Below are 22,322 nucleotides of genomic sequence, written 5' to 3' on the forward strand. Positions count from 1 at the left end.
GAGCGTATCATTTTCATTGTTACCAAGGTGTTGCAATGAATGCTCAAATTCTCTCGCAAGAGAAACTGGAGCGGGACATGTCAGTTGTCGCGAGGCGCAATCCATGGCAAGCACGGCAGGGTGCACGGTCGGATCGATTGCTTTTCCCAAGACGACCCCGTGCGAGACCGAACGGAATTCTCGAACCCTTTCAGGCGAAACCGCCGGGAGGGCGAAACCGACAGGATCATCCCGGGCGCGATCGTCCGGGCTCCGCCGTCCAGCTGGCGCAAGGCGTCACCGGACGGCGAACCGACAGGAGACCTCTATGCTGAACGGGCATCATCTCGTCAACGGAACGTGGGTTGCATCGGAACGGACCTTTGCGCCGCTCAATCCGGCCACCGGCGAGGAACTGTCGCCCCGCGTGGGTGACGCGGACGCAGCGCTCGTGGGCAAGGCGGCGGAAGCCGCGGAGGCCGCCTTTGCCGACTATGCCGCCCGACCGGCCAGCGACAGGGCGGCCTTCCTCCGCCGCATCGCCGACGAGATCGAGGCGCGCGGCGCCGAAATCACCGAGCGCGCGCAGCAGGAGTCGGCCCTTCCGGCGGCACGTCTCGAGGGCGAGCGCGGTCGCACCACCGGGCAGCTGCGCTTCTTCGCCGACTGGATCGAGGCCGGCATCTGCTTCGACGCGCGTGTCGATACCGCCCAGCCCGACCGCAAGCCAGCCCCGCGCCCGGAGATCCGCTCCATCCTGCGACCGCTTGGCCCCGTCGCCGTCTTCGGCGCATCCAACTTTCCGCTCGCCTTCTCCACAGCCGGCGGCGACACGGCCTCGGCGCTGGCCGCCGGCTGTCCGGTCGTGGTGAAGGGGCATCCTGCCCATCCGGGAACCAGCGAGATCGTCGCCCAGGCGATCCTGGCCGCCATCGAGGCGTGCGGAATGCCGGCAGGCGTCTTTAATCTGGTTCAGGGCTCCGGCCATGAGGCAGGTGGCGAGCTCGTGCGCCATCCGCTCATCCAGGCCGTCGGCTTTACCGGATCGCTGCGCGGCGGACGGGCGCTCTTCGATATGGCCGTCTCGCGGCCGCAGCCCATCCCCTTCTACGGTGAGCTCGGTAGCGTCAATCCGGTCTTCGCGCTTCCCGGCGCGCTCGGCGCGCGCGGTGCCGAACTCGGTGCCGGCTGGGCCCAGTCGCTGACCATGGGCGTCGGCCAGTTCTGCACCAATCCGGGCGTCGTCGTGGCGCTCGAAGGCGCGGGGCTTTCCGACTTTCTCCAGGCCGCCGACGAGGCGCTGACCGGCGTGTCCGCCCAGTCGATGTTGACCGGTGGCATTGCCAAGGCTTATCGGGCTTCCGTGGGTCGGCTTTCCAAGGCCTCCGGCGTCACCGGCCGCCGCATCGGCGAGGAAGCCGGGGGCAGCGCTGTGCTGCCGGCGGTGTTCGAGGTGAGCGCCGAGACCTGGCTCTCCGACAGCTCGCTGCACGAGGAGATGTTCGGCCCGGCCGCCGTCGTCGTCCGCTGCAAGGATACCGGCGAGATGGCCGACGTCGCCCGCGGGCTGGAGGGTCAGCTTACCGCGACCGTGCTGATGGAAGATGGTGATCTCGACGCGGCGCGTGCGTTGGTGCCGGTTCTCGAACGCAAGGCGGGCCGTCTGCTTCGCAACGGCTTTTCCACCGGCGTCGAGGTGTCTCACGCGATGATGCACGGTGGCCCCTATCCCGCGTCCACCGACGTGCGCTCGACCTCGGTCGGTTCCCGCGCCATCGACCGGTTCCTGCGTCCCGTTGCCTACCAGAACTTCCTCGAGGAGATGCTTCCCGAGGGACTTGGCGGCAATGACGGTGGGCCGCGCCTGGTTGACGGCAAGGCTCATTCGGGTACGTAAAAGAGCGGACCGGATCGCGGGCGGCCCCAGTCGCCCGCGACGTCCATTTCAGTTCCGTCGCTCAGGAGTTCATATGCGGTTCCCCGGTTGGCTTGCGCTTGTCCTCTTCGTCCTCGGCCTGTCGGTCGTCCAGTTGCCGATCCCGGCCGGGGCCCAGACCGCGGGCACGGACAGCACGGATGCGGCCTCGCAGCCGGCAGCCTCCGGTGTCGCGCCCTCACAAGCCCAGGCGGCGGCGCTGTTGCAGCTGTTGCAGGATCCGGGCGCGCGCAATGCGCTGATCGAGTATCTGGGTGGGAAGCCGAGCGGCGCACCGGGCGCTGCCCCAGCTCCGGCGAGCGATGGCCAGGCCGTTGCCCCAGGCGGGGCCGCCCAGAGCGAACCGGCGGCGGAGGGGGCCTCCGGTGACCAGGAGCCGGCGCGCGATGCGACGATCGCGCTGCGGATCGCCGAGCTCACGCAAAAAATGATCAACGAGGGGCGCGGATATGCCGAACAGATCCTGCGCGCCTTCACGACGTTGCCGACGGCGCTTTCCTACAGCAGCCGGGCGAATTGGGACCGCATCCAGGAGATCGTGATCCAGATCGCGCTGATCGCGGGTTCGCTCATGGTCATCGTGTGGCTGCTGCGGCAGGCATCCGACATGCTGTTTCGGCGCCTTATCGGCGACGGCGAGGGGATCACCGTGCTCAAGCGCGCGTTGCTGCTGCTGCTGCGCGGCGTCAGCGAGTTCGTCGTGGTCGGCATCGCCATCGGCGCGGGCTACGGGGTTGCCATGGCGACCGGCTCGACCCATGGCGAGGTGGAGCTGTTCGAATCCCTGATCCTGAACGCCTTCTTCTTCGTTCAGGTGGCCAAGATCGCGACCCGCTTCGCGCTCAGCCCCAAGTTCAGTTCCTTGCGCCTGGTGCCGCTCGATGACGAGCAGGCCTACTACTGGCGCTTCTGGTTGTTCATCATCTACAACCTGCTCGGCTACGGCGTCATGGTGGCGGTGCCGGTGATTTCCCGCAACATCTCGTTCCTGCTCGCCGATTCCGTGCGGATGATGATCGTTCTTGCGGCGGTTCTGATTGCGATCTTCGCGGTTCTGCGCAACCGCGTCGCCACCCGCGACCGCATCCTCGACTATGCCGGGCGGCAGAGCAATGTGCTGGCGAGCGGCCTGATCGAGGTGATGGGCCGGATCTGGCACGCGGTGGCGATCTTCTACGTGCTGCTGCTGCTTTCGGTGTGGCTGTCGCGCCCGTTCGACGCCACCGCCTTCATGGTGAAAGCCACGGCCTTCTCGGTTCTCTCGGTGATGATTGGCACGCTGGTGTCGCTGATGCTGACGCGGGCGATCACCGACGGCGTGCATCTGCCTGAGAACGTCCACCAGCGCCTGCCGTTGCTCGAGAGGCGTCTCAACGCCTTCGTGCCGCGCGTGCTGTCCATCGTGCGGTTCCTGGTGTTCGTCTGCGTGTTGCTCGGCATCCTGCAGGCATGGGCGGCTGTCGATGTGATGAGCTGGTTCGGCTCCTCCGACGGGCAGGACTGGGTCGGCCGGCTCGTTTCGGCGCTCATTGTCGCCTTCATCGGCTTCCTCATCTGGCTCGGCATCATGTCCTGGGTCGACCTGCGGCTCAATCCGCGCGGCCGCCTGCCGACCTCGCGGGAGAAGACGCTCTTCGGGCTTTTCCGCAATGCCTTCACGATCCTGCTGCTGGTGATGATCGCGCTGTTGGCGCTGTCCGAGCTCGGGGTCAACATCGGGCCGCTGATCGCCGGTGCCGGTGTCTTCGGTCTGGCGATCTCCTTCGGCTCCCAGAAGCTGGTTCAGGATATCATCACGGGTGCGTTCATCCAGTTCGAGAACGCCATGAACGAGGGCGATGTCGTCACCCTGGGCGGTGTCACGGGGACCGTGGAGAAGCTGACGATCCGTTCGGTGCGGCTGCGCGACCTCGATGGCGCGGCGCACATGATCCCGTTCTCGACCGTCGACCGGGTGGCCAACTTCATGCGCGGCTACGGCTATCACGTCGCCGCCATCGGGGTCGCCTACGACAGCGACATCACCGATGTGAAGATGGCGATGCATGTCGCCTTCGACCGGCTCAAGGAAAGCGAGGCCGGGCGCGACATCCTCGATCCGCTGGAGATGCATGGCGTCACCACGTTCGGCGACAGCGCGATCACCGTGCGGGCCCGAATCAAGACCCTGCCGGGCTCGCAGTGGGCCACCGGGCGCGCCTACAACGAGTATCTCAAGGCGGTCTTCGACGAACGCGGCATCGAGATCCCGTTCCCGCAGGTCACCTATCATGTGTCGAGCCCGTCGGCGGAAGGCGGCGAGCGCGCCGCCGATACACCGTCGCTGCCGGGCGACGACGTTCTCATCGAGGCGAAGCCGGCCAGCAGCAGGTCCAAGAAGGATCGCGACATTCCCAGCGAGGACGAGCTCTGATCCAGCCCGGCGAAGCGGGAAATGCAGGTCATTTCAGGAACGGGCGCGCCAGGAATGGCGCGCCCGTTTCGCGTGGCCTGACGGCGGCGGCGGGTGCCTGGGTCGCGTTGCGTCGCCGGCGGAATTCTGGAAAAATTTCGCTATAATTTCCAAAAGAAGAAATATCGCACCGGTTGTGAGTGGGTTCGACAGCGACTAATCTTCGGCCAAGGCCCAAGAGCCAGGAATCCGCTTCCCCATCTCAGTGAAGCGGGAAAACGAAAATGGCGGGCCGAGATCATTCAGGGGAGAGTTTGCATGTTTGTTCGCCGCACCATGAAAACGGCGCTCATGGGCGCCAGTCTTGCGGTCCTGATGGCGTCCGCAGCTTCGGCCAAGACGCTGGTCTACTGCTCGGAAGGGTCGCCGGAAGGCTTCGATTCCGCGCTTTACACCGCAGGCACTACGTTCGACGCGTCGTCCAAGCCGGTCTACAACCGCTTGGTAGAGTTCAAGCGCGGCACCACCGAGGTCATCCCCGGGCTCGCCGAGAGCTGGGACATCTCCGAGGACGGCAAGGAATACACCTTCCACCTGCGCAAGGGCGTCAAGTTCCAGACCACGTCCTTCTTCACGCCGACGCGCGATTTCAACGCGGACGACGTGCTGTTCTCCTTCGGGCGCCAGCTCGACAAGGAGCATCCCTGGCACCAGTACACATCCGGTGCGGCCTGGGAGTATTTCGACAGCATGTCGATGCCCGATCTCATCAAGGAGATCGTCAAGGTCGACGACCACACGGTGAAGTTCGTGCTCACGCGCCCCGAGGCGCCGATGGTGGCCAATCTGGCCATGGACTTCGCCTCGATCCTGTCCGCTGAATACGCCGACAAGCTCGCCGCCGACGGCCGCAAGGAGATGATGAACCAGGAGCCGCTCGGCACCGGTCCCTTCGCCTTCGTCGGCTACCAGAAGGACGCGGTGATCCGCTACAAGGCGCATCCCGACTACTGGGGCGGCAAGCAGCCGATCGATGACCTCGTCTTCGCCATCACGACCGACGCGGCCGTGCGCCTTCAGAAGCTGAAGGCGGGCGAATGCCATGTCATGCCGTATCCCGCCCCGGCCGATCTGGACGATATCCGTGCCCAGAACGACCTGAAGCTCATGGAGCAACAGGGCCTCAACGTCGGCTATCTGGCCTATAACACCAAGCAGGCGCCCTTCGACAACCCGAAGGTCCGCAAGGCGCTGAACATGGCCATGAACAAGCAGGCCATTCTCGACGCGGTGTTCCAGGGCTCCGGCCAGGCGGCGAAGAACCCGATCCCGCCGACGATGTGGTCCTACAACAATGCCGTCAAGGACGACCCGTACGATCCGGAAGCGGCGAAGAAGATGCTTGAGGAAGAGGGCGTCACCGACCTCAAGATGAAGCTCTGGGCGATGCCGGTCCAGCGCCCGTACAACCCGAACGCGCGCCGCATGGCGGAGGTCATCCAGGCCGATTACGCCAAGGTTGGCGTCGAGGCGGAGATCGTCTCCTACGAGTGGGGCGAGTATCTGGCCCGCTCCAAGGAAGCCGACCGCGACGGTGCCGTGCTGCTCGGCTGGACCGGCGATAACGGTGATCCCGACAACTTCCTCGCCGTGCTTCTGGGGTGTGACGGCGTCGGCGGTTCCAACCGTGCGCAGTGGTGCTACCAGCCGTTCGAGGATCTGATCCAGAAGGCCAAGGTCGTCTCCAGCAAGGCGGAGCGCACGGCGCTCTACGAGGAGGCGCAGACCGTCTTCAAGGCGCAGGCCCCGTGGGCGACCATCGCCCATTCGGTCGTCTTCATGCCGATGTCGGCGAAGGTCGAGGGCTACGTCATGGACCCGCTCGGCGGCCACTGGTTCGACGGCGTCGACATCGCGGAGTAATTCCGCGGTCCCGAAGAGGAGCCGCCGGCGGCACGGCCCGGAGATTTTCCAGGCTGACGTGTCCGACCGGCGGGCCCGACACCCCGCACCGGCCCCTTGCGGCCGGTGCGGGCGCATGGACGGTATCCCATGATCCGCTTTTTCCTCAGCCGGCTCCTGCTGCTCGTGCCCACCTTTCTCGGTGTGTCGTTGGTGGCTTTCGGTTTCATTCGTCTGCTGCCCGGTGATCCTGTTCTGCTGATGGCGGGCGAGCGGGGGCTTTCTCCCGAGCGCTACCAGAAACTGATGGAGCAGTTCGGCTTCTCCCGCCCGATATGGGAGCAGTATCTGGACTATCTCGGCGGCATTCTTTCCGGCGACCTCGGCACGTCCATCGTGACCAAGAAACCGGTGGTCACCGAATTCCTGACATTGTTTCCGGCCACCGCCGAGCTTGGCCTTTGCGCCATCATCATCGCCATTGTGGTCGGCATTCCGATCGGCATCCTCGCGGCGGTGAAACGCGGCAAGGTCGTAGACCAGACGGTGATGGGCGTGGCGCTCGTCGGCTATTCGATGCCGATCTTCTGGTGGGGCCTGCTGCTGATCATCCTGTTTTCCGGCATCCTGCAATGGACGCCGGTGTCGGGACGCATATCGCTGCTCTACTTCTTTCCGCAGCCGACCGGCTTCATGCTGATCGACAGCCTGCTTTCTGGGCAGAAGGGTGCGTTCCAGTCGGCGGCGAGCCACCTGGTGCTGCCCTCCATCGTCCTGGCCACGATCCCGCTGGCGGTGATCGCCCGCCAGACGCGCTCGGCCATGCTCGAGGTGCTGGGTGAGGATTATGTGCGCACCGCGCGCGCCAAGGGACTGGCTCCGCTCAGGGTCATCGGTCTGCACGCGCTCAGAAACGCACTGATCCCGGTGATCACCACCATCGGGCTGCAGGTCGGCGTGCTGCTCGCCGGCGCCATCCTGACGGAGACGATCTTCTCCTGGCCCGGCATCGGCAAGTGGATGGTCGACAGCATCTCGCGGCGTGACTATCCGGTCGTGCAGGGCGGCCTGCTGATGATCGCCGCCATCGTGATGCTCGTGAACCTGACGGTCGACCTGCTCTACGGTCTCGTCAATCCGCGCATTCGACATACCTGAGACGGGACAGAGCAATGACAGAAACCTCGAAACCCGTTTCCATCGAAGCCGAAAGCCGCAACGCCACACGGCAGATGCTGGTGGAGTTCTGGTTCTATTTTTCCCAGAGCCGAGGCGCGGTGATCGGCCTGGCGATCTTCGTGCTGCTGGTGGTCGTGGCGCTTGCCGCGCCGCTGGTTGCGCCGCACGATCCGGACCTGCAATATCGTGACGCGCTGCTCGTGCCGCCCTTCTGGGCGGAGGGCGGCCGGGCCGCTTTCCTGCTGGGAACGGACGCTGTTGGCCGCGACATGCTCTCGCGGCTGATCTTCGGCGCCCGTTTCTCGCTCTTCATCGGCGTTGTCGTCGTTGTCATCGCGCTGACCGGCGGCATCGTCCTGGGTCTGGTCGCGGGCTATTTTCGCGGCTGGGTCGATACGGTCATCATGCGTGTGATGGACGTCATCCTGGCGTTTCCATCTCTGCTGCTGGCGCTTGTGCTGGTCGCGGTGCTAGGGCCCGGTCTGGTCAACGCGATGATCGCCATCGCCGTCGTGCTGCAGCCGCATTTCGTGCGGCTGACGCGTGCGGCGGTGCTGAGCGAGCGAACCCGCGACTATGTGGCTGCGGCCCGGCTTTCAGGCGCCGGCCACCTGCGGCTGATGTTCAAGACGATCCTGCCGAACTGTCTGGCGCCGCTGATCGTGCAAGGCACGCTGTCCTTCTCCAACGCGATCCTCGACGCGGCGGCGCTGGGCTTCCTGGGCATGGGCGCGCAGCCGCCGACGCCGGAATGGGGCACGATGCTGGCCGAGGCGCGCGAGTTCATCCTGCGCGCCTGGTGGGTGGTGACCTTCCCGGGTCTCGCGATCCTGATCACGGTGCTGGCGATCAACCTGGTCGGCGACGGGCTGCGCGACGCCCTCGATCCCAAGCTGAAGCGGAGCTGAGACGATGCCTCTTCTCGAAATCCGCAACCTCAGCGTCGAGTTCGACACCGCGGCCGGGCCCTTCCGGGCGCTGGACGGGGTCGACTACACGGTTGAAAAGGGTGAGGTGCTCGCCATCGTCGGGGAATCCGGCTCCGGCAAGTCGGTCGCCATGCTCGCGGTGATGGGGTTGCTGCCGGACACGGCGACCGTCACGGCCGACATGATGGCATTCGAGGGCACGGACCTCAGAACGCTTTCGGTCCATGCCAGGCGGCAGATCATCGGCAAGGACATCTCGATGATCTTTCAGGAGCCGGTCGCCAGCCTCAACCCGTGCTTCACGGTCGGCTTCCAGCTCGACGAGGTGCTGAAGACGCACACGGACATGAACCGCCGGCAACGACGCGACCGGATGGTGGAGCTGCTGAACGCGGTGGGCATTCCCGATCCGGCAAGCCGGCTCGATGCCTTCCCGCACCAGATGTCGGGCGGTCAGTGCCAGCGTGTGATGATCGCCATCGCCACCGCCTGCCAACCCAAGCTTCTGATCGCCGACGAGCCGACCACGGCGCTGGATGTGACCATCCAGAAGCAGATCCTCGACCTGCTTGGCGATCTCCAGCGCGACCACGACATGGGGATGATCATGATCACCCACGACATGGGTGTCGTTGCCGAGACCGCCGACCGGGTGGTGGTGCAATATCAGGGCAAGCAGATGGAGGAAGCCGACGTGCTGAGCCTCTTCGAGACGCCGACGCATCCCTATACCAAGGCGCTGCTTTCGGCTCTGCCGGAGAACGCCAAGGGGGACCGGCTGCCGACGGTGGCCGACTTCGCCGAGACCTTTTCCGCCGACATGGAGGCCCGCCGATGAGTGCCCCCATCCTCAAGGTGCGCGACCTCAAGCGCGACTATGTGGTCAGCGGCGGCATGTTCGGAAAGCCGAGCCTGTTGCATGCGGTCAAGGGCGTCAGCTTCGACGTGGAGCGCGGATCGACGCTGGCGGTGGTGGGTGAATCCGGGTGCGGCAAGTCGACGCTTGCCCGGATGCTGACGATGATCGATCAGCCGACCTCCGGCACGATCGAGATCGACGGCAAGATGATCGACATCTCCCGCCACCGCGTGGGGCGCGAGATGCGTCAGGCCGTTCAGATCGTGTTCCAGAATCCCTATGGCTCGCTCAATCCGCGCCAGAAGATCGGTGCGGTCCTCGAGGAGCCGCTGTTGCTCAACACGTCGATGAGCGCGGCCGAACGGCGCGACGCGGCGCTGGCGATGCTGGAGAAGGTCGGGCTCAAGCCGGAGCATTACGGCCGTTACCCGCATATGTTTTCCGGCGGCCAGCGGCAGCGCGTCGCCATCGCGCGGGCGATCATGCTGAAGCCCAAGCTGCTGGTGCTCGATGAACCGGTTTCCGCGCTCGATCTCTCCGTGCAGGCGCAGATCCTCAATCTGCTTGCCGATCTCCAGGATGAGTTCGGCCTCACCTATGTCTTCATCAGTCACGACCTGTCGGTGGTACGCTACATCGCCGACATGGTGATGGTGATGTACTTTGGCGAAGCGGTGGAATACGGCACGCGCGACGAGGTTTTCGGCGACCCCAAGCACAGCTACACGAAGACGCTTTTCGCGGCGACGCCCAGGGCCGATGTCGCGAGCATCCGGGCGCGGCTCGCCGCGCGCGGGGCTGCCTGATCCGGCACCGGACGAGGCGATGGCAAGACTTCCGCTCTGGAGCGCCGTGCCTCTTCTCGGGGTCAGCCAGATCGTTGGCTACGGCAGCCTGTTCTATGCGGTTGCGCTGACGGCGCCACGGATCTCCGATGAGTTCGGCTGGTCTCGTGCGACCGGCCTCGGCGGCTTTTCGCTGGGGCTTGTCGTGGCCGGGCTTGCCTCGCCGGCCGTGGGTGCCGCTGTCGGGGCGCATGGCGGGCGGCGGGTCATGGCGAGCGGGTCGCTGCTGGCGGCAGTCGGCCTTGCCGCGCTGTCCGGCGTCGGCGGTCTTGTTTCCTATTATTGCGTCTGGGCGGTTCTCGGCGTCGCCATGGCGATGACGCTCTACGATCCCGCTTTCGCGACGCTGGGCGGGATCTATGGCAGGCGGGCGCGCTCGCGCATAACCGCGCTGACGCTCATCGCCGGCTTCGCTTCGACGCTTGCCTGGCCGGCGACCCACTGGCTGATCGAAAGCCACGGCTGGCGTGGTGCCTATCTGGCGTTTTCCCTTGCAACGCTTGCCATCGCCTTTCCGGCGCATCTGCTGTTGCCAAGGCGGGGAAGCGGCCTTGGCGAGTCCCCGGACAGGGACGCTGACACTGCCCAAAGCGGGCAGACGGCCGAGCTGGCACCGATGATCGTCGATGAGCGATACAGACGTGCCGCATTCGTGCTGGTCAGTTTGGCGATCGCCGCCAACGCGTTTCTGTTCATCGGCCTGTCGGCGCATCTGCTGGCGCTCTTCGAGGATCTGGGCCTGTCGGCGGCGGTCGCGGTTGCTGTCGGCACGCTGATCGGTCCATCCCAGGTTGCGGCACGGGTGGTGGAGTTCGTCTTTGCGCGTCGCATTTCGCCGCTGGGGGTGGGCATCGTGTCGGCGGCCATGCTGCCGGCGGCCTTTCTCGTGTTGCTGGTGGGAGGGGTGACGCCGCTTTCGGCCGCTGTCTTCGCGGTGATCTACGGTGGGGCGAACGGACTTGTCACCATCGTGCGCGGCACGCTGCCGCTCGCCCTCTTCGGGGCGGAGGGCTACGCGTTGCGGCTTGGCCTGATCGCCCGGCCGGCGCTGATCGTGGGGGCGGCGGCGCCGTTCGCGCTGGGGGCGGCGGTCGATGTGGGTGGTTCGGGGATGGGACTTGTGCTGGCGTTTGCGGCCGGATGTCTGTCGCTCGCCGCCATGTCGGGCATTGCGGTCGTGCGGGCGCGCGCCAACAGGAATGCCGGCGCGGCGGTCAGCTTCCCGGGCCGGTGAGCGTTTCGGCCTGGCGGCGCAGGTTGTGGAGCAGGTCGTGGGCCCGGGCGCGCGCCGCGTCGACGTCGCCGGCGGCAATCGCCTGCATCACCTCCATATGGTGCCAGGCGGCGGAGTTGAGGTCCGCCTCGCCGAAATACCGGTACCAGAAGCGGCGCGAGTGGGTTTGCAGCGGCGCGACGACGCGCGCGGCAAAGGGGTTGCAGGCGGCAATGGCGACGATCTCGTCGAAGATCTTGTCCTGGCGCAGGAACTCGGAAATGTCCTTGCAGGCGGCCGCATCGCGCATGGCGACCGCACATTCCGCCAGCCGGTCGCGCTGCGGACGGCTGGCCAGACGGGCGGCGGAGCCGGCGAGAAGGACTTCTATCGCGTGGCGGGCATCGAGGACGCGGGCGAAATCGCCCGGGCTTATCTCGCTGACCAGAATGCCCAGACGGGGGCGGATGGTGACGAGACCTTCCCAGGCGAGCCGTTGGATCGCCTCGCGCACGGGGGTGCGGCCCATGTCGAGCGCGGCGGCGAGCCTGTTCTCGGTGATCGCGGTTCCCGGCGCGAGGTCGAGTGTCACGATGCGTTCTTCGAGCGCCCGATAGGCAGTGGTCGCCCGGCTTTCCTCCTCCTGGACCGCCTCCGTCGGTGCGCGCCCGGAGACGAGGCGTTCCAGCCCGGGGCCCGTCACCTGGCGGGATCGGCTTGCACCGGGGGCGCGGCTCGTGGCCTTGCGTTCCGCGAGACTGCGCGCCGCCGTGCCGCGCTGCCTGCCTTCGTCGCTGCCGTTGGTGCCGCTCATCCTGTCCCCGCACGTCTGCCGAATACGTCCCGTCTCTTGATATATCAGTTGTTGACATAAAGGAAGCTGCGTGAAATTCTTCGCTCGACACCTGATATATCAGGTTCAAGCCAAACTCTGGGCAAGGAGCGATCGACCATGTGGCGGGGCATTTTTCCGGCGGTTACCACCAAGTTCACCGAGGCCGACACGCTTGATGGGGTCGAGATGGAGCGCTGTTTCGCGCTGCAGGTCGATGCCGGCGTTGACGGTCTCATCGTCTGCGGCTCGCTCGGCGAGGCGATGGCGCTGGAGCCGGAGGAAAAGCTCGAGATCCTGACGCTCGCAAAATCGGTCGCGGGCAAGCGACCGGTGATCATGACCGTGTGCGAGAGCTCCACCCGGCGTGCCGCGAAGGCGGCGGAGGCGGCGGCCAAGGCAGGCGCCGACGGGCTGATGGTGCTGCCGGGCGTGCCCTATCGCTCGGCGCCGCGGGAGACCCTCGGGCACCTTTTGACGGTGACGCGGGCCGCCGGTCTTCCGATGATGGTCTACAACAACCCGGTCGCCTATGGCGTCGACGTGACACTCGACATGTTCGAGGAGCTCGCCAGCGAGCCGCTTGTCGTCGCGATGAAGGAATCCACCGACGACATTCGCCGGGTGAGCGAGGTGATCTCGCGCTTCGGCACGCGTTTCGACGTCTTCACCGGTGTCGACAATCTCGCGCTCGAGAGCCTGCTGATGGGCGCGACGGGCTGGGTCGCCGGTCTCGTCGTCGCCTTCCCGAAGGAGACGGTCGCGATCTGGAAACTGGTACAGGCCGGTCGCCTCGAGGAGGCGCGCGACATCTACCGCTGGTTCCGCCCGCTGCTCGACCTCGACGTCTCCACCAACCTCGTCCAGAACATCAAGCGGGCGGAGGTGCATGCGCTCGGGTCGAACGACCGCTGCCGCGCGCCGCGGCTGCCGCTCGCCGGTGTCGAGGGCAAGCGGGTCGACGATATCATCAAGGCGGCTCTTGCGGTTCGCCCGGCTTTGCCGATGATCTGACCATCGGGCAGGCGACGCCCGTGGGGAGGAAACATGAGCGCAGTGCCATCGGTTCACATTCTGGGTGCGGGGATCGTCGGCCTTGCCGCCGCCGCGACCCTGGCTGCTCGTGGCCATGAGGTGACGCTGATCGACCGGGGAGAGCCGGGAGCGGCCACCTCGCGTGGCAACGCCGCCGGCATCGCCTGGACGGATGTATCGCCGCTGGCCTCGCCCGGGATCTGGCGCAAGGCGCCGGGCTGGTTGCTCGACCCGCTCGGCCCGTTGTCGCTGCGCCCGTCCTATGCGCCGGCGTTCCTGCCCTGGATGCTGCGGTTCCTCGCCGCCTCGCGCCCCTCCGCCTGGCGTCGGTCGGTCTCGGCAATCGCTGCGCTCAACGCTACCGCGCTTCCCGCCTGGGAGCGGCTCTGGGCCGAAACGGGCACCGGCGGAAGGCTGCGTTCGCACGGCTGTCTCGACGTTTTCGACAAGCCGGCCGAGGTGGCGCGGGCGCGTCCGGGCTGGCAGCTCCAGCGCGACCACGGTATCGAGGTGCGCGAGCTATCCGGCGCGCAGATCCGGGAGATGGAGCCGGACCTGGGGCCGACCGTCGCCGGCGGCGCCTATATTCCCGGCTGGTCCCATGTCGACGATCCTTTCGCTCTGTGTCAGGACATCGCCGCGCATTTGCGCGCGCGCGGTGTCCGGTTCGTCGACGGCAGCGTCGAGAACCTCGCCCCGTCCGAGAGCGGCGTGCGGATCCGGCTTGCCGGCGGCGAAGAGATTGAGGCGCAGAGGGTTGTGATCGCCTGCGGGGCATGGTCCCGCAAGCTCGCGGGCGGGCTTGGCGAGAACGTGCCGCTCGACACGGAGCGCGGCTACAACATCACCGTGCCGGAGCCGGGCGTTTCGTTCCGCCGCTTCATCATGCTCCCCGGCTACGGATTCGTGCTCTCGCCTCTCGCTCCGGGCCTCAGGATCGGCGGCGCGGTGGAGTTTGCCGGCCTCGACGCCCCGCCCAACTGGGCGCGGGTCGACGCGCTGGTGACGCGGGCGCGCAAGGTGGCTCCGGGCCTCAATGCGGCGGAGGGGACGCGCTGGATGGGGTTTCGCCCCTCGCTTCCCGACAGCCTGCCGGTCATCTCCCGAAGTTCTGCCTCTCCGCATGTCTTCCATGCCTTCGGCCATGCCCATCACGGGCTGACGCAGGCGGCGACGACGGGCGAAATTCTTGCCGACATGATCGCCGGGCGGGCGCCCGCGATCGATCTTTCCCCTTATTCCATCGGCCGGTTCTGAGCGGCCGCATTCAAGGTGCCCGACATGGCGCGTCATACGTTCTTCTGCATCGATGGTCACACCTGCGGCAACCCGGTGCGGCTGGTCGCCGGCGGCGGGCCACTGCTGTCGGGCGACAGCATGCTTGCCCGGCGCGCCGATTTTCTGTCCCGCTACGACTGGATCCGCACCGGGCTGATGTTCGAGCCGCGCGGCCACGACATGATGTCCGGGTCGATCCTCTATCCGCCGACGCGCGAGGATTGCGACATCGGCGTGCTCTATATCGAGACCTCGGGCTGCCTGCCGATGTGCGGCCACGGCACCATAGGCACGGTGACCATGGCCATCGAGGAGGGGCTGCTCGCGCCAAGGACGCCGGGCACGGCGCGGCTGGAGACCCCGGCTGGCCTCGTTCTCGCCGACTACGCGATGGAGGATGGCTTCGTCACGTCGGTGAAGCTCACCAATGTGCCCTCGTTCCTTGCCGCAAGGGATCTCGAGATCGACTGCCCGGAACTCGGGCGGATTGTCTTCGACGTCGCCTATGGCGGCAACTTCTACGCAATCGTCGAGCCGCAGAAGAATTTTCCCGGTGTCGGTTCGATTGAGGTCGACAAGCTGGTGGCGATCAGTCCCTTGCTGCGCAAGGTCCTCAACGAGACCTTCGAGATGGTGCACCCGCTGGACGAGCGCATCCGTGGCATCACCCACATCCAGTGGACCGGGCCGGCAACGCAGGCGGGGGCCGACGCGCGCAACGCCGTCTTCTACGGCGACAAGGCCATCGACCGCAGCCCTTGCGGCACGGGGACATCCGCGCGCCTTGCCCAGCTTCACGCGCGCGGGCGCCTCAAGGTCGGCGACAGCTTCGTCCATGAAAGCGTCATCGGCTCGCTCTTCCGGGGCGGGGTGAAGGAGGAAACGCGCGTCGGTGATCTTCCGGCGATCGTGCCGACCATCGAGGGCTGGGCGGTGAAGACGGGGACGTCGACCATCACGCTCGACGAACGCGACCCCTATATGGCCGGCTTTTCGGTAACAGGCACGGGCGTGAAGCTGCATCCGCGCCCATGAGGCGCGAAAGGCGGGTGCCAAACCGGCGGCGAAGCGGGTAGACAGGAAGCGAACGAAACGGGAATCGCTTCATGGACTGGTCACCGCAGCAGGAACAGGCGCTCGCCGAGACGGCGCGCTGGCTGAAATCGCGCGACAAGCAGGTCTTCCGCCTCTTCGGTTTTGCCGGGACGGGCAAGACGACGCTCGCCCGGCATCTTGCCGAAGGCATCGACGGCGACGTCGCCTTTGGCGCCTTCACCGGCAAGGCCGCGCATGTCCTTCGCCAGAAGGGGTGCGACGGGGCGACCACGATCCACGCCATGATCTACCGTCCGCGCGGGCGCAAGGACGAGGCGGAGGACGAGGACGAGGGGGCTTTGAGCTTTTCCCTCAACCGCGAGAGCGTGGCGGCCAAGGCCTCGCTCATCGTCATCGATGAATGCTCGATGGTCGATGAGGATCTGGGCCGCGATCTCCTGTCCTTCGGCACGCCGGTGCTGGTGCTTGGCGATCCTGCCCAGCTTCCCCCGGTCAAGGGCGGTGGCTTCTTCACCGACGCCGAGCCCGACATCATGCTCTCCGAGGTGCACCGGCAGGCGCGCGACAATCCGATCGTGCACATGTCGATGGTCATTCGCGAGGGCGGCACTCTTGACCACGGCACCTATGGCGAGAGCCGGATCATCTCGCGCCGGGATATCGATGCGCAGGCGATCCTTGCCGCCGACCAGGTGCTTGTCGGAACCAACCGGACGCGCCGGCTCTACAACGGCCGTATCCGCGAGCTTAAGGGCTTCACCACGCCGATGCCGGCGGTCGGCGACAAGCTGGTGTGCCTGCGCAACGACAAGACCAAGGGCCTGCTCAATGGCGGACTGTGGACGGTGGAACGGCTCAGGCCGTCGCGGGGCAACACGATCCGCTTCGACGTGCGTCCCGAGGACGAGGCGGGTGGCAAGTCGAGCGTCGCGGTAAAGGTGCTTCCGGCGCTTTTCGAGGAGGGTTCGGAGCAACTTCCCTACGCGATGCGCCGGCGTTCCGACGAGTTCGACTATGGCTACGCGCTCACTGTCCACAAGTCGCAGGGCTCGCAGTGGGATGACGTGGTGCTCTTCGACGAGAGCTTTGCCTTCCGGGATTTCCGCGACCGCTGGCTCTACACGGCGGTAACCCGCGCGGCGCATTCCATCACCGTGGTACGCTGACGCCTTCGTCTCGCCGCATCTGTGGACCCGTCTGTGGGCAAGGGTGCGGGGGAGTGGAAGAGCGACGCAGGCCGGCTTAAGACCGAAGCCGAAGCGTCCCCAACAGGCCAATGCTATGACCGACAACACCGAGCTGCTTTCCGAGATTTCCGCCGCCGCGCCGCAGGCGAAAAAGGCATCGGCCCTGCCGGCTGAGGTGTCGGCGAGGATCGCCGTGCGCATCGCCGGCGAGCTGTCCTGCCGGCCTGAACAGGTGTCGGCGACGGTGGAGCTGCTCGATGGAGGGGCCACGGTGCCCTTCGTCGCCCGCTACCGCAAGGAGGTGACGGGCGGTCTCGACGACACCCAGCTGCGCACGCTCGAGGAGCGGCTTACCTATCTGCGGGAGCTGGAGGAGCGCCGCGTCGCCATTGCGAAGTCGATCGACGAGCAGGGAAAGCTCGATCCGGATCTGGCGGGCAAGATCCTCTCCGCCGAGACCAAGGCGCAACTCGAGGATCTCTATCTGCCCTTCAAGAAGAAGCGGCGGACCAAGGCGCAGATCGCCCGCGAGGCGGGGCTCGAACCGCTTGCCGACCTGTTGATGGCCGATCCTTCCCGCGACCCCCAGAAGGAAGCGGCGGGCTTCGTCGACGCTGACAAGGGCGTGGCCGACGAGAAGGCGGCGCTCGACGGCGCGCGCCAGATCCTGATGGAGCGTTTCTCCGAGGATGCGGCGCTGGTCGGCCGGCTGCGCGATCACCTCAGGCGCGGCGGCGTCGTGCGGTCGCGCGTCGTCGAGGGGCAGGAGACGGCGGGCGCCAAGTTCTCCGATTATTTTGATTACCGCGAGAAATGGGCCGACGTGCCGAGCCACCGGGCGCTTGCCCTGATGCGCGGGCGCAACGAAGGCGTGCTGGCGCTTGAGCTGGCCGTCGACGAGGAGGACCCAGGCCCTGTGCGGCCGGTGGAGCGCATGGTGATGCATGCCGCCGGCATCGAGGACAAGGGGCGTCCGGCCGACAGGTGGCTTGTGGAATGCGCGCGCTGGGCGTGGCGGGTCAAGCTGTCGCTGCATCTCGAACTCGATCTGATGAACATGCTGCGTGAGCGCTCCGAGGAAGAGGCGATCCACGTCTTCGCGCGCAACCTCAAGGACCTGTTGCTGGCCGCGCCAGCCGGTCACAAGGCCGTTCTCGGGCTCGATCCGGGCATCCGCACCGGCGTTAAGGTCGCGGTTGTCGACGGGACCGGCAAGCTGGTCGAGACGACGACCGTCTATCCCTATCCGCCGCGCAACGACGTCGCCGGCACGCGGGCGGCACTGCTGGCGCTGATCGCACGCAACAAGGTGGCGCTGATTGCCATCGGCAACGGCACGGCGAGCCGGGAGACGGACCGGCTGGTGCTCGATCTTCTCGGCGACATTCCTCCGGCGGCGCGTCCGGTGAAGGTGGTGGTGAACGAGGCGGGTGCGTCGATCTATTCGGCCAGCGCGTTGGCCGCGCGCGAATTCCCCGATGTCGACGTGTCCTTGCGCGGAGCGATCTCCATCGCCCGGCGGCTGCAGGACCCGCTCGCCGAACTCGTCAAGATCGAGCCCAAGTCCATCGGCGTCGGCCAGTACCAGCACGACGTCAACCAGACGAAGCTTGCGCGCGCGCTGGACGCCGTGGTCGAGGATGCGGTGAACGCGGTTGGCGTCGACCTCAACACCGCCTCGGCGCCGCTGCTGGCGCGTGTCTCGGGTCTGACCTCGATGCTGGCGGAGGCGGTCGTCTCTCATCGGGACGCGGAAGGTGCCTACCGCAGCCGCAAGGATCTCCTGAAGGTCGCCCGTCTGGGCCCCAAGGCCTTCGAGCAATGCGCCGGCTTCCTGCGCATTCCAGGCGGCGAGAACCCCCTCGATGCCTCATCCGTTCACCCGGAGGCCTATCCGGTTGCCTCGCGCATCGTGAAAGCGTGCGGACGGCCGCTCGGCGACGTGATGGGCAACGGCAACCTCCTGAAGTCGCTCGATCCGGAAAGCTTCGTCGACGAGACCTTCGGTCTGCCGACGGTGCGCGACATCATTGCCGAGCTGGAAAAACCCGGCCGCGATCCGCGCCCGGAATTCAAGACGGCGAAGCTTGCCGATGGGGTGGAAACCATGGCCGATCTGCGGCCCGGCATGTCGCTGGAGGGAACGGTGACGAATGTCACCAATTTCGGTGCCTTCGTCGATATCGGCGTGCATCAGGACGGACTTGTTCATGTCTCGCAAATCGCCGACCGTTTCGTGCGCGATCCGGCCGAGGTGGTGAAGGCTGGCGACATCGTTCGGGTTCGCGTTGTCGAGGTTGACATGCCGCGCAAGCGCATCGCGCTCTCCATGCGCAAGGATGGCGGGGCGGAGGCGGCGGAGCGCTCCTCCGGCGGTCAGAGAGACGCGCGGCGCGACGGCGGCGGTGGCGGACGGGGCGGCGGAGCGGGCGGCCCCGGAAAGGGCGGCCGGCCTGGCGGCGGGTCCTCGGGCGGGGGGCGCAACGACCGCGGCGGGAAGGACGCATCGCCTGGTGGCGATGGTGCGATGGCCGCGGCACTCGCGGCGGCTTTCAACAAGAAGAAGCGCTGATTTTCAAAAAAAAGCAAAAAGGGCGTGGCGGAATTTCCGCCGCGCCCTTTTTTGTCATTCGAAGGTGGCGCCGATCTTCGGATCGCCGGGCAGGCCCTCATAGGTGAGGGTGATGCTCATGCCGGGCTTCATCGGGTGAAGCGGGCCAATGGAACCGACGGAGACGTAGTCGCCCGGCTTCAGGGACTTTCCCTGTTCCTTGAGCTTGGCGGCGACCCAGATGACCGCGTTGAGCGGGTTGCCGAGCACGGCCTTGCCAGGGGCCTCGGACAGGACCTCGCCGGTGGCGCTGTCGGTGAGCTTCGCGTTGAAGTTCGCCATCATCTCGGTGCCGACGTCGCCTTGCGGAATGGCGATGACATTGCCCATCACGCCCTTCCACGCGCCGACGTTGATCGAGGTGATCGCCGGGCCGTCGAGCTTGTTCTCCTTGGCGACGACCAGGGCGGGAAGCTCGATGAAGGGGCGCACGCCGGAGATGGTTCTGAGCACCTCCTCCGGTGTGGTCGCGTCGTTGACGGCCGGGTCGGCGATCTCGACGATAAGGTCAGCCTCGAAGAGCGGGCGGCCCGCCTCGGAGGCGCTGACCGTGGCGCCGTCCTGCAGGAACATGTCGCGCAGCATCGTGCCGAAGACGGGTTCGCTCACGCCGAAGGCTTCCTGCGCCTTGGGCGAGGTGAGCCCGGCCTTGTATCCCGCGACCGGGCCGAGATCCTTGCTCAGCCGCTGGACGATCTTGTCCTGGGCGCAGAGGGCATCTTCCATCGACCCGCCGGCGGCGACGGGCGCCGGCGTCGGCGCGGCTTGCGCGCGCGCCGCCATGAAGGCGTCGATCGTGCTGTCGTCGGGGCATTCGGCGTTTGCGGGATTTGCGAAAAAGAATGTGGCGCAGAGCGCCAGAGCGGCCTTGCGGAGGCCGGCATCGGTGGGCGTCATCGGGTCTCCTTCCCTTCGCGGGTGTCGCGACGAGGGGAGAGTGCAACTGCGGCCCTTCAATGGCAAGAGCGACCGCCGCACCAAAAGCGGCGCGGCGGTCAGCAACTTATTCGGCTTCGTCGGCCGAGCCGGAATTGAGCAGCGAGTAGCGCTCGACGCCGAGCTTGCCGAGGAGATCGATCTGGGTCTCGAGGAAGTCGATATGGCCTTCCTCGTCAGCCAGAAGCTCCTCGAACAGCTTCATCGAGACGTAGTCGCCCTCGGCGTGGCAGATGTCGCGGGACTTGGAGTAGGAGGAACGCGCATCGTACTCGCCGGCGAGATCGGCCTTGAGCACTTCTTCCACATCCTGACCGATGCGCAGCGGCGAAACCTTCTGCAGGTTCGGATGGCCCTCGAGGAACAGGATGCGGGCGATCAGCTTGTCGGCGTGCTGCATCTCCTCGATGGATTCTGCACGCTCCTTGGCGGCGAGCTTGGTCAGTCCCCAGTCATCCAGCATGCGGTAGTGCAGCCAGTACTGGTTGACGGCGCCGAGCTCCAGAAACAGGGCCTCGTTCAGCCGCTCGATGACTTTTTCACTGCCTTTCATGACACACTCCTTGTTGGATGGGCACAGGTCCATCGGGGGGCCTTCGAAGCCCGGAATAGGCGAGGCGACACCGTGCCGACCGGGCCTGTCCAGATCACATTAGAATAATTCCAAAAAGATGTGAAGGGGCTTTCCCGTTCATCCACCGGCACATGCGTAAAGGGGGCGGGACCCGCGACAGCAGAAGTGAACCGCTGGCGCATTCCCTTCGTTTAAAGTCAGGAAGGCTGCGCCGGAATGCGACATGGCGCGCCCACCCTGGCCAGAGAAAGACAGAGCATGAAGTACGCCATCGCCTACATCGCGACATCCCTTGTCTTCCTCGCGGTGGACTTTGTATGGCTAACGCGGGTTGCGGTCGGCTTTTATCGTGACAGGCTTGCTCACCTGATGGCCGACGAGGTGAGGATCGGCGTCGCCGCGGGGTTCTATCTTGCCTATGTGGCCGGCATCGTCATCTTCGCGATCGCCCCGGCGTTCCGCTCCGGCCAATGGACCGACGCGCTGCTCTACGGCGTGCTTTTCGGCTTCTTCGCCTATGCGACCTACGACATGACCAATCTCGCGACCCTGCGCAACTGGCCGATTTCGGTGACGGTGGTCGATATCGCCTGGGGCGCGACGCTGACCGGCGTCTCCGCGCTTTGCGGCTATCTTGTTGCCCGCAATTTTGCCTGATCGGACGCTGCGGAAGCCTGCGCGCATCCGCGCCAACCGTCGATGGCGACTTGCATTTGCCCGCCCGCTTCGCCCAATCTGACCCGAAAGGCACCTGAGGGATGGTGTCGCCAACGGGAGGAAGCAGAATGGCTGGAGCGGGCGACGTTGCCCTGATCACGGGTGCATCGGCAGGTATCGGCAAGGCGACGGCGATCGCCTTCCTGAAGGCCGGCTACAGGACCGTGCTGGTCGGCCGACGGGGAGAGCTGCTGGAGCAGGCAATCGCGGAATCGGGCGTTGACGCTGCAAATGGCCTGGCGGTCGCCTGCGACGTGACAGACCCTGTTGCGGTGGACGACCTCTTCGGCGCCATCGAGGATGCTTTCGGCAGGCTCGACGTGGTCTTCAACAATGCGGGCGCCGCCGTGCTGTCGACGCCCATCGGCGATCTCTCCTATGAGGACTGGCGTCGGGTGGTGGGCGTCAATCTCGACGGATCGTTCCTGATCGCGCGCGGCGCCTTCAACATGATGCGCAAGCAGTCGCCGCAGGGCGGGCGGATCATCAACAACGGTTCGATCTCGGCCTATGTGCCGCGTCCCGGCTCCGTGGCCTATACGGCCTCCAAGCACGCGGTCACCGGCCTGACGCGCTCGATTTCGCTGGACGGGCGTCCCTTCAACATCGCCTGCGGCCAGATCGATATCGGCAATGCCGCCTCGGAAATGACCGAGACGATCCAGAAGGGCGTGCCGCAGGCCGACGGTTCGATCAAGCCGGAGCCGGTGATGCATGTCTCCAACGTCGCCAACGCGGTGCTGCACATGGCGAGCCTGCCGCCGGAGGCGAACGTGCAGTTCATGACCGTGATGGCGACCAACATGCCCTATATCGGGCGCGGCTGAAGAACGACCAAGCAGGAGGGCGGGCGCCATGCCCG

General features: G+C 66.2%; 18 protein-coding genes. 15 read left to right on the top strand and 3 right to left on the bottom strand.

All coding sequences use genetic code 11. The annotated features are described in order from the left end of the window. Positions 1-307: 307 nt before the first annotated feature. The 8 genes from ACSLUQ_RS19035 (at position 308) to ACSLUQ_RS19070 (ending at position 11,255) form a co-directional block, all read left to right on the top strand. Entirely contained in the window at positions 308-1,876 is a 1,569-nt protein-coding gene (locus tag ACSLUQ_RS19035) for an aldehyde dehydrogenase (NADP(+)) (RefSeq protein WP_461809426.1), read from the top strand. A 73-nt stretch (positions 1,877-1,949) separates the two neighbouring features. After that, a complete protein-coding gene (locus tag ACSLUQ_RS19040) occupies positions 1,950-4,328 on the top strand; it encodes a mechanosensitive ion channel domain-containing protein (protein ID WP_461809427.1) in 2,379 nt (792 codons plus the stop codon). Positions 4,329-4,625: 297 nt separating this feature from the next. Continuing rightward, positions 4,626-6,230: an ABC transporter substrate-binding protein gene (locus ACSLUQ_RS19045; RefSeq protein WP_417773065.1), complete on the top strand. Its 1,605-nt coding sequence runs from the start codon at positions 4,626-4,628 to the stop codon at positions 6,228-6,230. 129 nt (positions 6,231-6,359) lie between these two features. Further along, entirely contained in the window at positions 6,360-7,367 is a 1,008-nt protein-coding gene (locus tag ACSLUQ_RS19050) for an ABC transporter permease subunit (RefSeq protein WP_417773066.1), read from the top strand. 74 nt (positions 7,368-7,441) lie between these two features. Beyond that, positions 7,442-8,296 (top strand): ABC transporter permease subunit, encoded by an 855-nt coding sequence (locus ACSLUQ_RS19055; protein ID WP_417773132.1) that lies wholly within the window; start codon positions 7,442-7,444, stop codon positions 8,294-8,296. Positions 8,297-8,300: 4 nt separating this feature from the next. Beyond that, positions 8,301-9,155 carry an ABC transporter ATP-binding protein gene (locus ACSLUQ_RS19060; protein WP_417773067.1) on the top strand — a complete coding sequence of 285 codons (855 nt, stop codon included), beginning with the start codon at positions 8,301-8,303 and terminating at the stop codon, positions 9,153-9,155. Beyond that, complete coding sequence (locus ACSLUQ_RS19065) at positions 9,152-9,982, top strand: dipeptide ABC transporter ATP-binding protein (RefSeq protein ID WP_417773068.1); 831 nt, start codon at positions 9,152-9,154, stop codon at positions 9,980-9,982. Before ACSLUQ_RS19060 ends, ACSLUQ_RS19065 begins: the two co-directional genes overlap by 4 nt. A gap of 19 nt (positions 9,983-10,001) precedes the next feature. Continuing rightward, a complete protein-coding gene (locus ACSLUQ_RS19070; protein WP_461809428.1) occupies positions 10,002-11,255 on the top strand; it encodes an MFS transporter in 1,254 nt (417 codons plus the stop codon). Here the strand turns inward: ACSLUQ_RS19070 and ACSLUQ_RS19075 are convergent. Further along, the gene (locus ACSLUQ_RS19075) at positions 11,236-12,048 is read right to left on the bottom strand and encodes a GntR family transcriptional regulator (protein WP_417773070.1); all 813 of its coding nucleotides are present in this window, start codon (positions 12,046-12,048) and stop codon (positions 11,236-11,238) included. The genes ACSLUQ_RS19070 and ACSLUQ_RS19075 overlap by 20 nt on opposite strands. Before the next feature lie 138 nt (positions 12,049-12,186). Here ACSLUQ_RS19075 and ACSLUQ_RS19080 point away from each other — a divergent pair, with 138 nt between their 5' ends. The 5 genes from ACSLUQ_RS19080 to ACSLUQ_RS19100 all read left to right on the top strand — a co-directional run bounded on the left by ACSLUQ_RS19080 (position 12,187) and on the right by ACSLUQ_RS19100 (position 19,194). After that, positions 12,187-13,080: a dihydrodipicolinate synthase family protein gene (locus ACSLUQ_RS19080; protein ID WP_461809429.1), complete on the top strand. Its 894-nt coding sequence runs from the start codon at positions 12,187-12,189 to the stop codon at positions 13,078-13,080. A 33-nt stretch (positions 13,081-13,113) separates the two neighbouring features. Beyond that, on the top strand, positions 13,114-14,358 hold the full coding sequence (locus ACSLUQ_RS19085) for an NAD(P)/FAD-dependent oxidoreductase (protein ID WP_461809430.1): 1,245 nt from the start codon (positions 13,114-13,116) through the stop codon (positions 14,356-14,358). A 24-nt stretch (positions 14,359-14,382) separates the two neighbouring features. Beyond that, positions 14,383-15,414: a 4-hydroxyproline epimerase gene (locus ACSLUQ_RS19090; RefSeq protein WP_417773073.1), complete on the top strand. Its 1,032-nt coding sequence runs from the start codon at positions 14,383-14,385 to the stop codon at positions 15,412-15,414. Between the two features lie 71 nt (positions 15,415-15,485). After that, positions 15,486-16,601: an ATP-dependent DNA helicase gene (locus ACSLUQ_RS19095; protein ID WP_461809431.1), complete on the top strand. Its 1,116-nt coding sequence runs from the start codon at positions 15,486-15,488 to the stop codon at positions 16,599-16,601. Between the two features lie 115 nt (positions 16,602-16,716). After that, positions 16,717-19,194, top strand: coding sequence for a Tex family protein (locus tag ACSLUQ_RS19100; protein WP_461809432.1), 2,478 nt, complete (start codon positions 16,717-16,719; stop codon positions 19,192-19,194). Positions 19,195-19,248: 54 nt separating this feature from the next. Here ACSLUQ_RS19100 and ACSLUQ_RS19105 read toward each other — a convergent pair whose 3' ends face one another. Together ACSLUQ_RS19105 and bfr are read right to left on the bottom strand one after the other, a co-directional pair. After that, positions 19,249-20,130, bottom strand: a complete 882-nt coding sequence (locus ACSLUQ_RS19105; protein WP_461809433.1) for a 2-keto-4-pentenoate hydratase — start codon at positions 20,128-20,130, stop codon at positions 19,249-19,251. 106 nt (positions 20,131-20,236) lie between these two features. Next, the gene (gene bfr, locus ACSLUQ_RS19110; protein ID WP_461809434.1) at positions 20,237-20,722 is read right to left on the bottom strand and encodes a bacterioferritin; all 486 of its coding nucleotides are present in this window, start codon (positions 20,720-20,722) and stop codon (positions 20,237-20,239) included. Between the two features lie 279 nt (positions 20,723-21,001). Between bfr and ACSLUQ_RS19115 the strand changes: the two genes are divergently transcribed. Beyond that, positions 21,002-21,400, top strand: coding sequence for a DUF2177 family protein (locus tag ACSLUQ_RS19115; RefSeq protein WP_417773078.1), 399 nt, complete (start codon positions 21,002-21,004; stop codon positions 21,398-21,400). Between the two features lie 128 nt (positions 21,401-21,528). After that, positions 21,529-22,287: an SDR family oxidoreductase gene (locus tag ACSLUQ_RS19120; protein WP_417773079.1), complete on the top strand. Its 759-nt coding sequence runs from the start codon at positions 21,529-21,531 to the stop codon at positions 22,285-22,287. Positions 22,288-22,322: the final 35 nt, after the last annotated feature.

It is taken from the genome of Stappia sp. ICDLI1TA098 (assembly GCF_054880955.1).

What these genes read in the sequence shown, in the direction of transcription:
- ACSLUQ_RS19045 (WP_417773065.1), top strand. Translation starts at nt 4,626, where the DNA reads ATGTTTGTTCGCCGCACCATGAAAACGGCGCTCATGGGCGCCAGTCTT.
- ACSLUQ_RS19105 (WP_461809433.1), bottom strand. Translation starts at nt 20,130, where the DNA reads ATGACGCCCACCGATGCCGGCCTCCGCAAGGCCGCTCTGGCGCTCTGC.
- ACSLUQ_RS19065 (WP_417773068.1), top strand. Translation starts at nt 9,152, where the DNA reads ATGAGTGCCCCCATCCTCAAGGTGCGCGACCTCAAGCGCGACTATGTG.
- ACSLUQ_RS19095 (WP_461809431.1), top strand. Translation starts at nt 15,486, where the DNA reads ATGGACTGGTCACCGCAGCAGGAACAGGCGCTCGCCGAGACGGCGCGC.
- ACSLUQ_RS19075 (WP_417773070.1), bottom strand. Translation starts at nt 12,048, where the DNA reads ATGAGCGGCACCAACGGCAGCGACGAAGGCAGGCAGCGCGGCACGGCG.
- ACSLUQ_RS19120 (WP_417773079.1), top strand. Translation starts at nt 21,529, where the DNA reads ATGGCTGGAGCGGGCGACGTTGCCCTGATCACGGGTGCATCGGCAGGT.
- ACSLUQ_RS19080 (WP_461809429.1), top strand. Translation starts at nt 12,187, where the DNA reads ATGTGGCGGGGCATTTTTCCGGCGGTTACCACCAAGTTCACCGAGGCC.
- bfr (WP_461809434.1), bottom strand. Translation starts at nt 20,722, where the DNA reads ATGAAAGGCAGTGAAAAAGTCATCGAGCGGCTGAACGAGGCCCTGTTT.
- ACSLUQ_RS19035 (WP_461809426.1), top strand. Translation starts at nt 308, where the DNA reads ATGCTGAACGGGCATCATCTCGTCAACGGAACGTGGGTTGCATCGGAA.
- ACSLUQ_RS19060 (WP_417773067.1), top strand. Translation starts at nt 8,301, where the DNA reads ATGCCTCTTCTCGAAATCCGCAACCTCAGCGTCGAGTTCGACACCGCG.
- ACSLUQ_RS19055 (WP_417773132.1), top strand. Translation starts at nt 7,442, where the DNA reads ATGCTGGTGGAGTTCTGGTTCTATTTTTCCCAGAGCCGAGGCGCGGTG.
- ACSLUQ_RS19070 (WP_461809428.1), top strand. Translation starts at nt 10,002, where the DNA reads ATGGCAAGACTTCCGCTCTGGAGCGCCGTGCCTCTTCTCGGGGTCAGC.
- ACSLUQ_RS19115 (WP_417773078.1), top strand. Translation starts at nt 21,002, where the DNA reads ATGAAGTACGCCATCGCCTACATCGCGACATCCCTTGTCTTCCTCGCG.
- ACSLUQ_RS19085 (WP_461809430.1), top strand. Translation starts at nt 13,114, where the DNA reads ATGAGCGCAGTGCCATCGGTTCACATTCTGGGTGCGGGGATCGTCGGC.
- ACSLUQ_RS19040 (WP_461809427.1), top strand. Translation starts at nt 1,950, where the DNA reads ATGCGGTTCCCCGGTTGGCTTGCGCTTGTCCTCTTCGTCCTCGGCCTG.
- ACSLUQ_RS19100 (WP_461809432.1), top strand. Translation starts at nt 16,717, where the DNA reads ATGACCGACAACACCGAGCTGCTTTCCGAGATTTCCGCCGCCGCGCCG.
- ACSLUQ_RS19090 (WP_417773073.1), top strand. Translation starts at nt 14,383, where the DNA reads ATGGCGCGTCATACGTTCTTCTGCATCGATGGTCACACCTGCGGCAAC.
- ACSLUQ_RS19050 (WP_417773066.1), top strand. Translation starts at nt 6,360, where the DNA reads ATGATCCGCTTTTTCCTCAGCCGGCTCCTGCTGCTCGTGCCCACCTTT.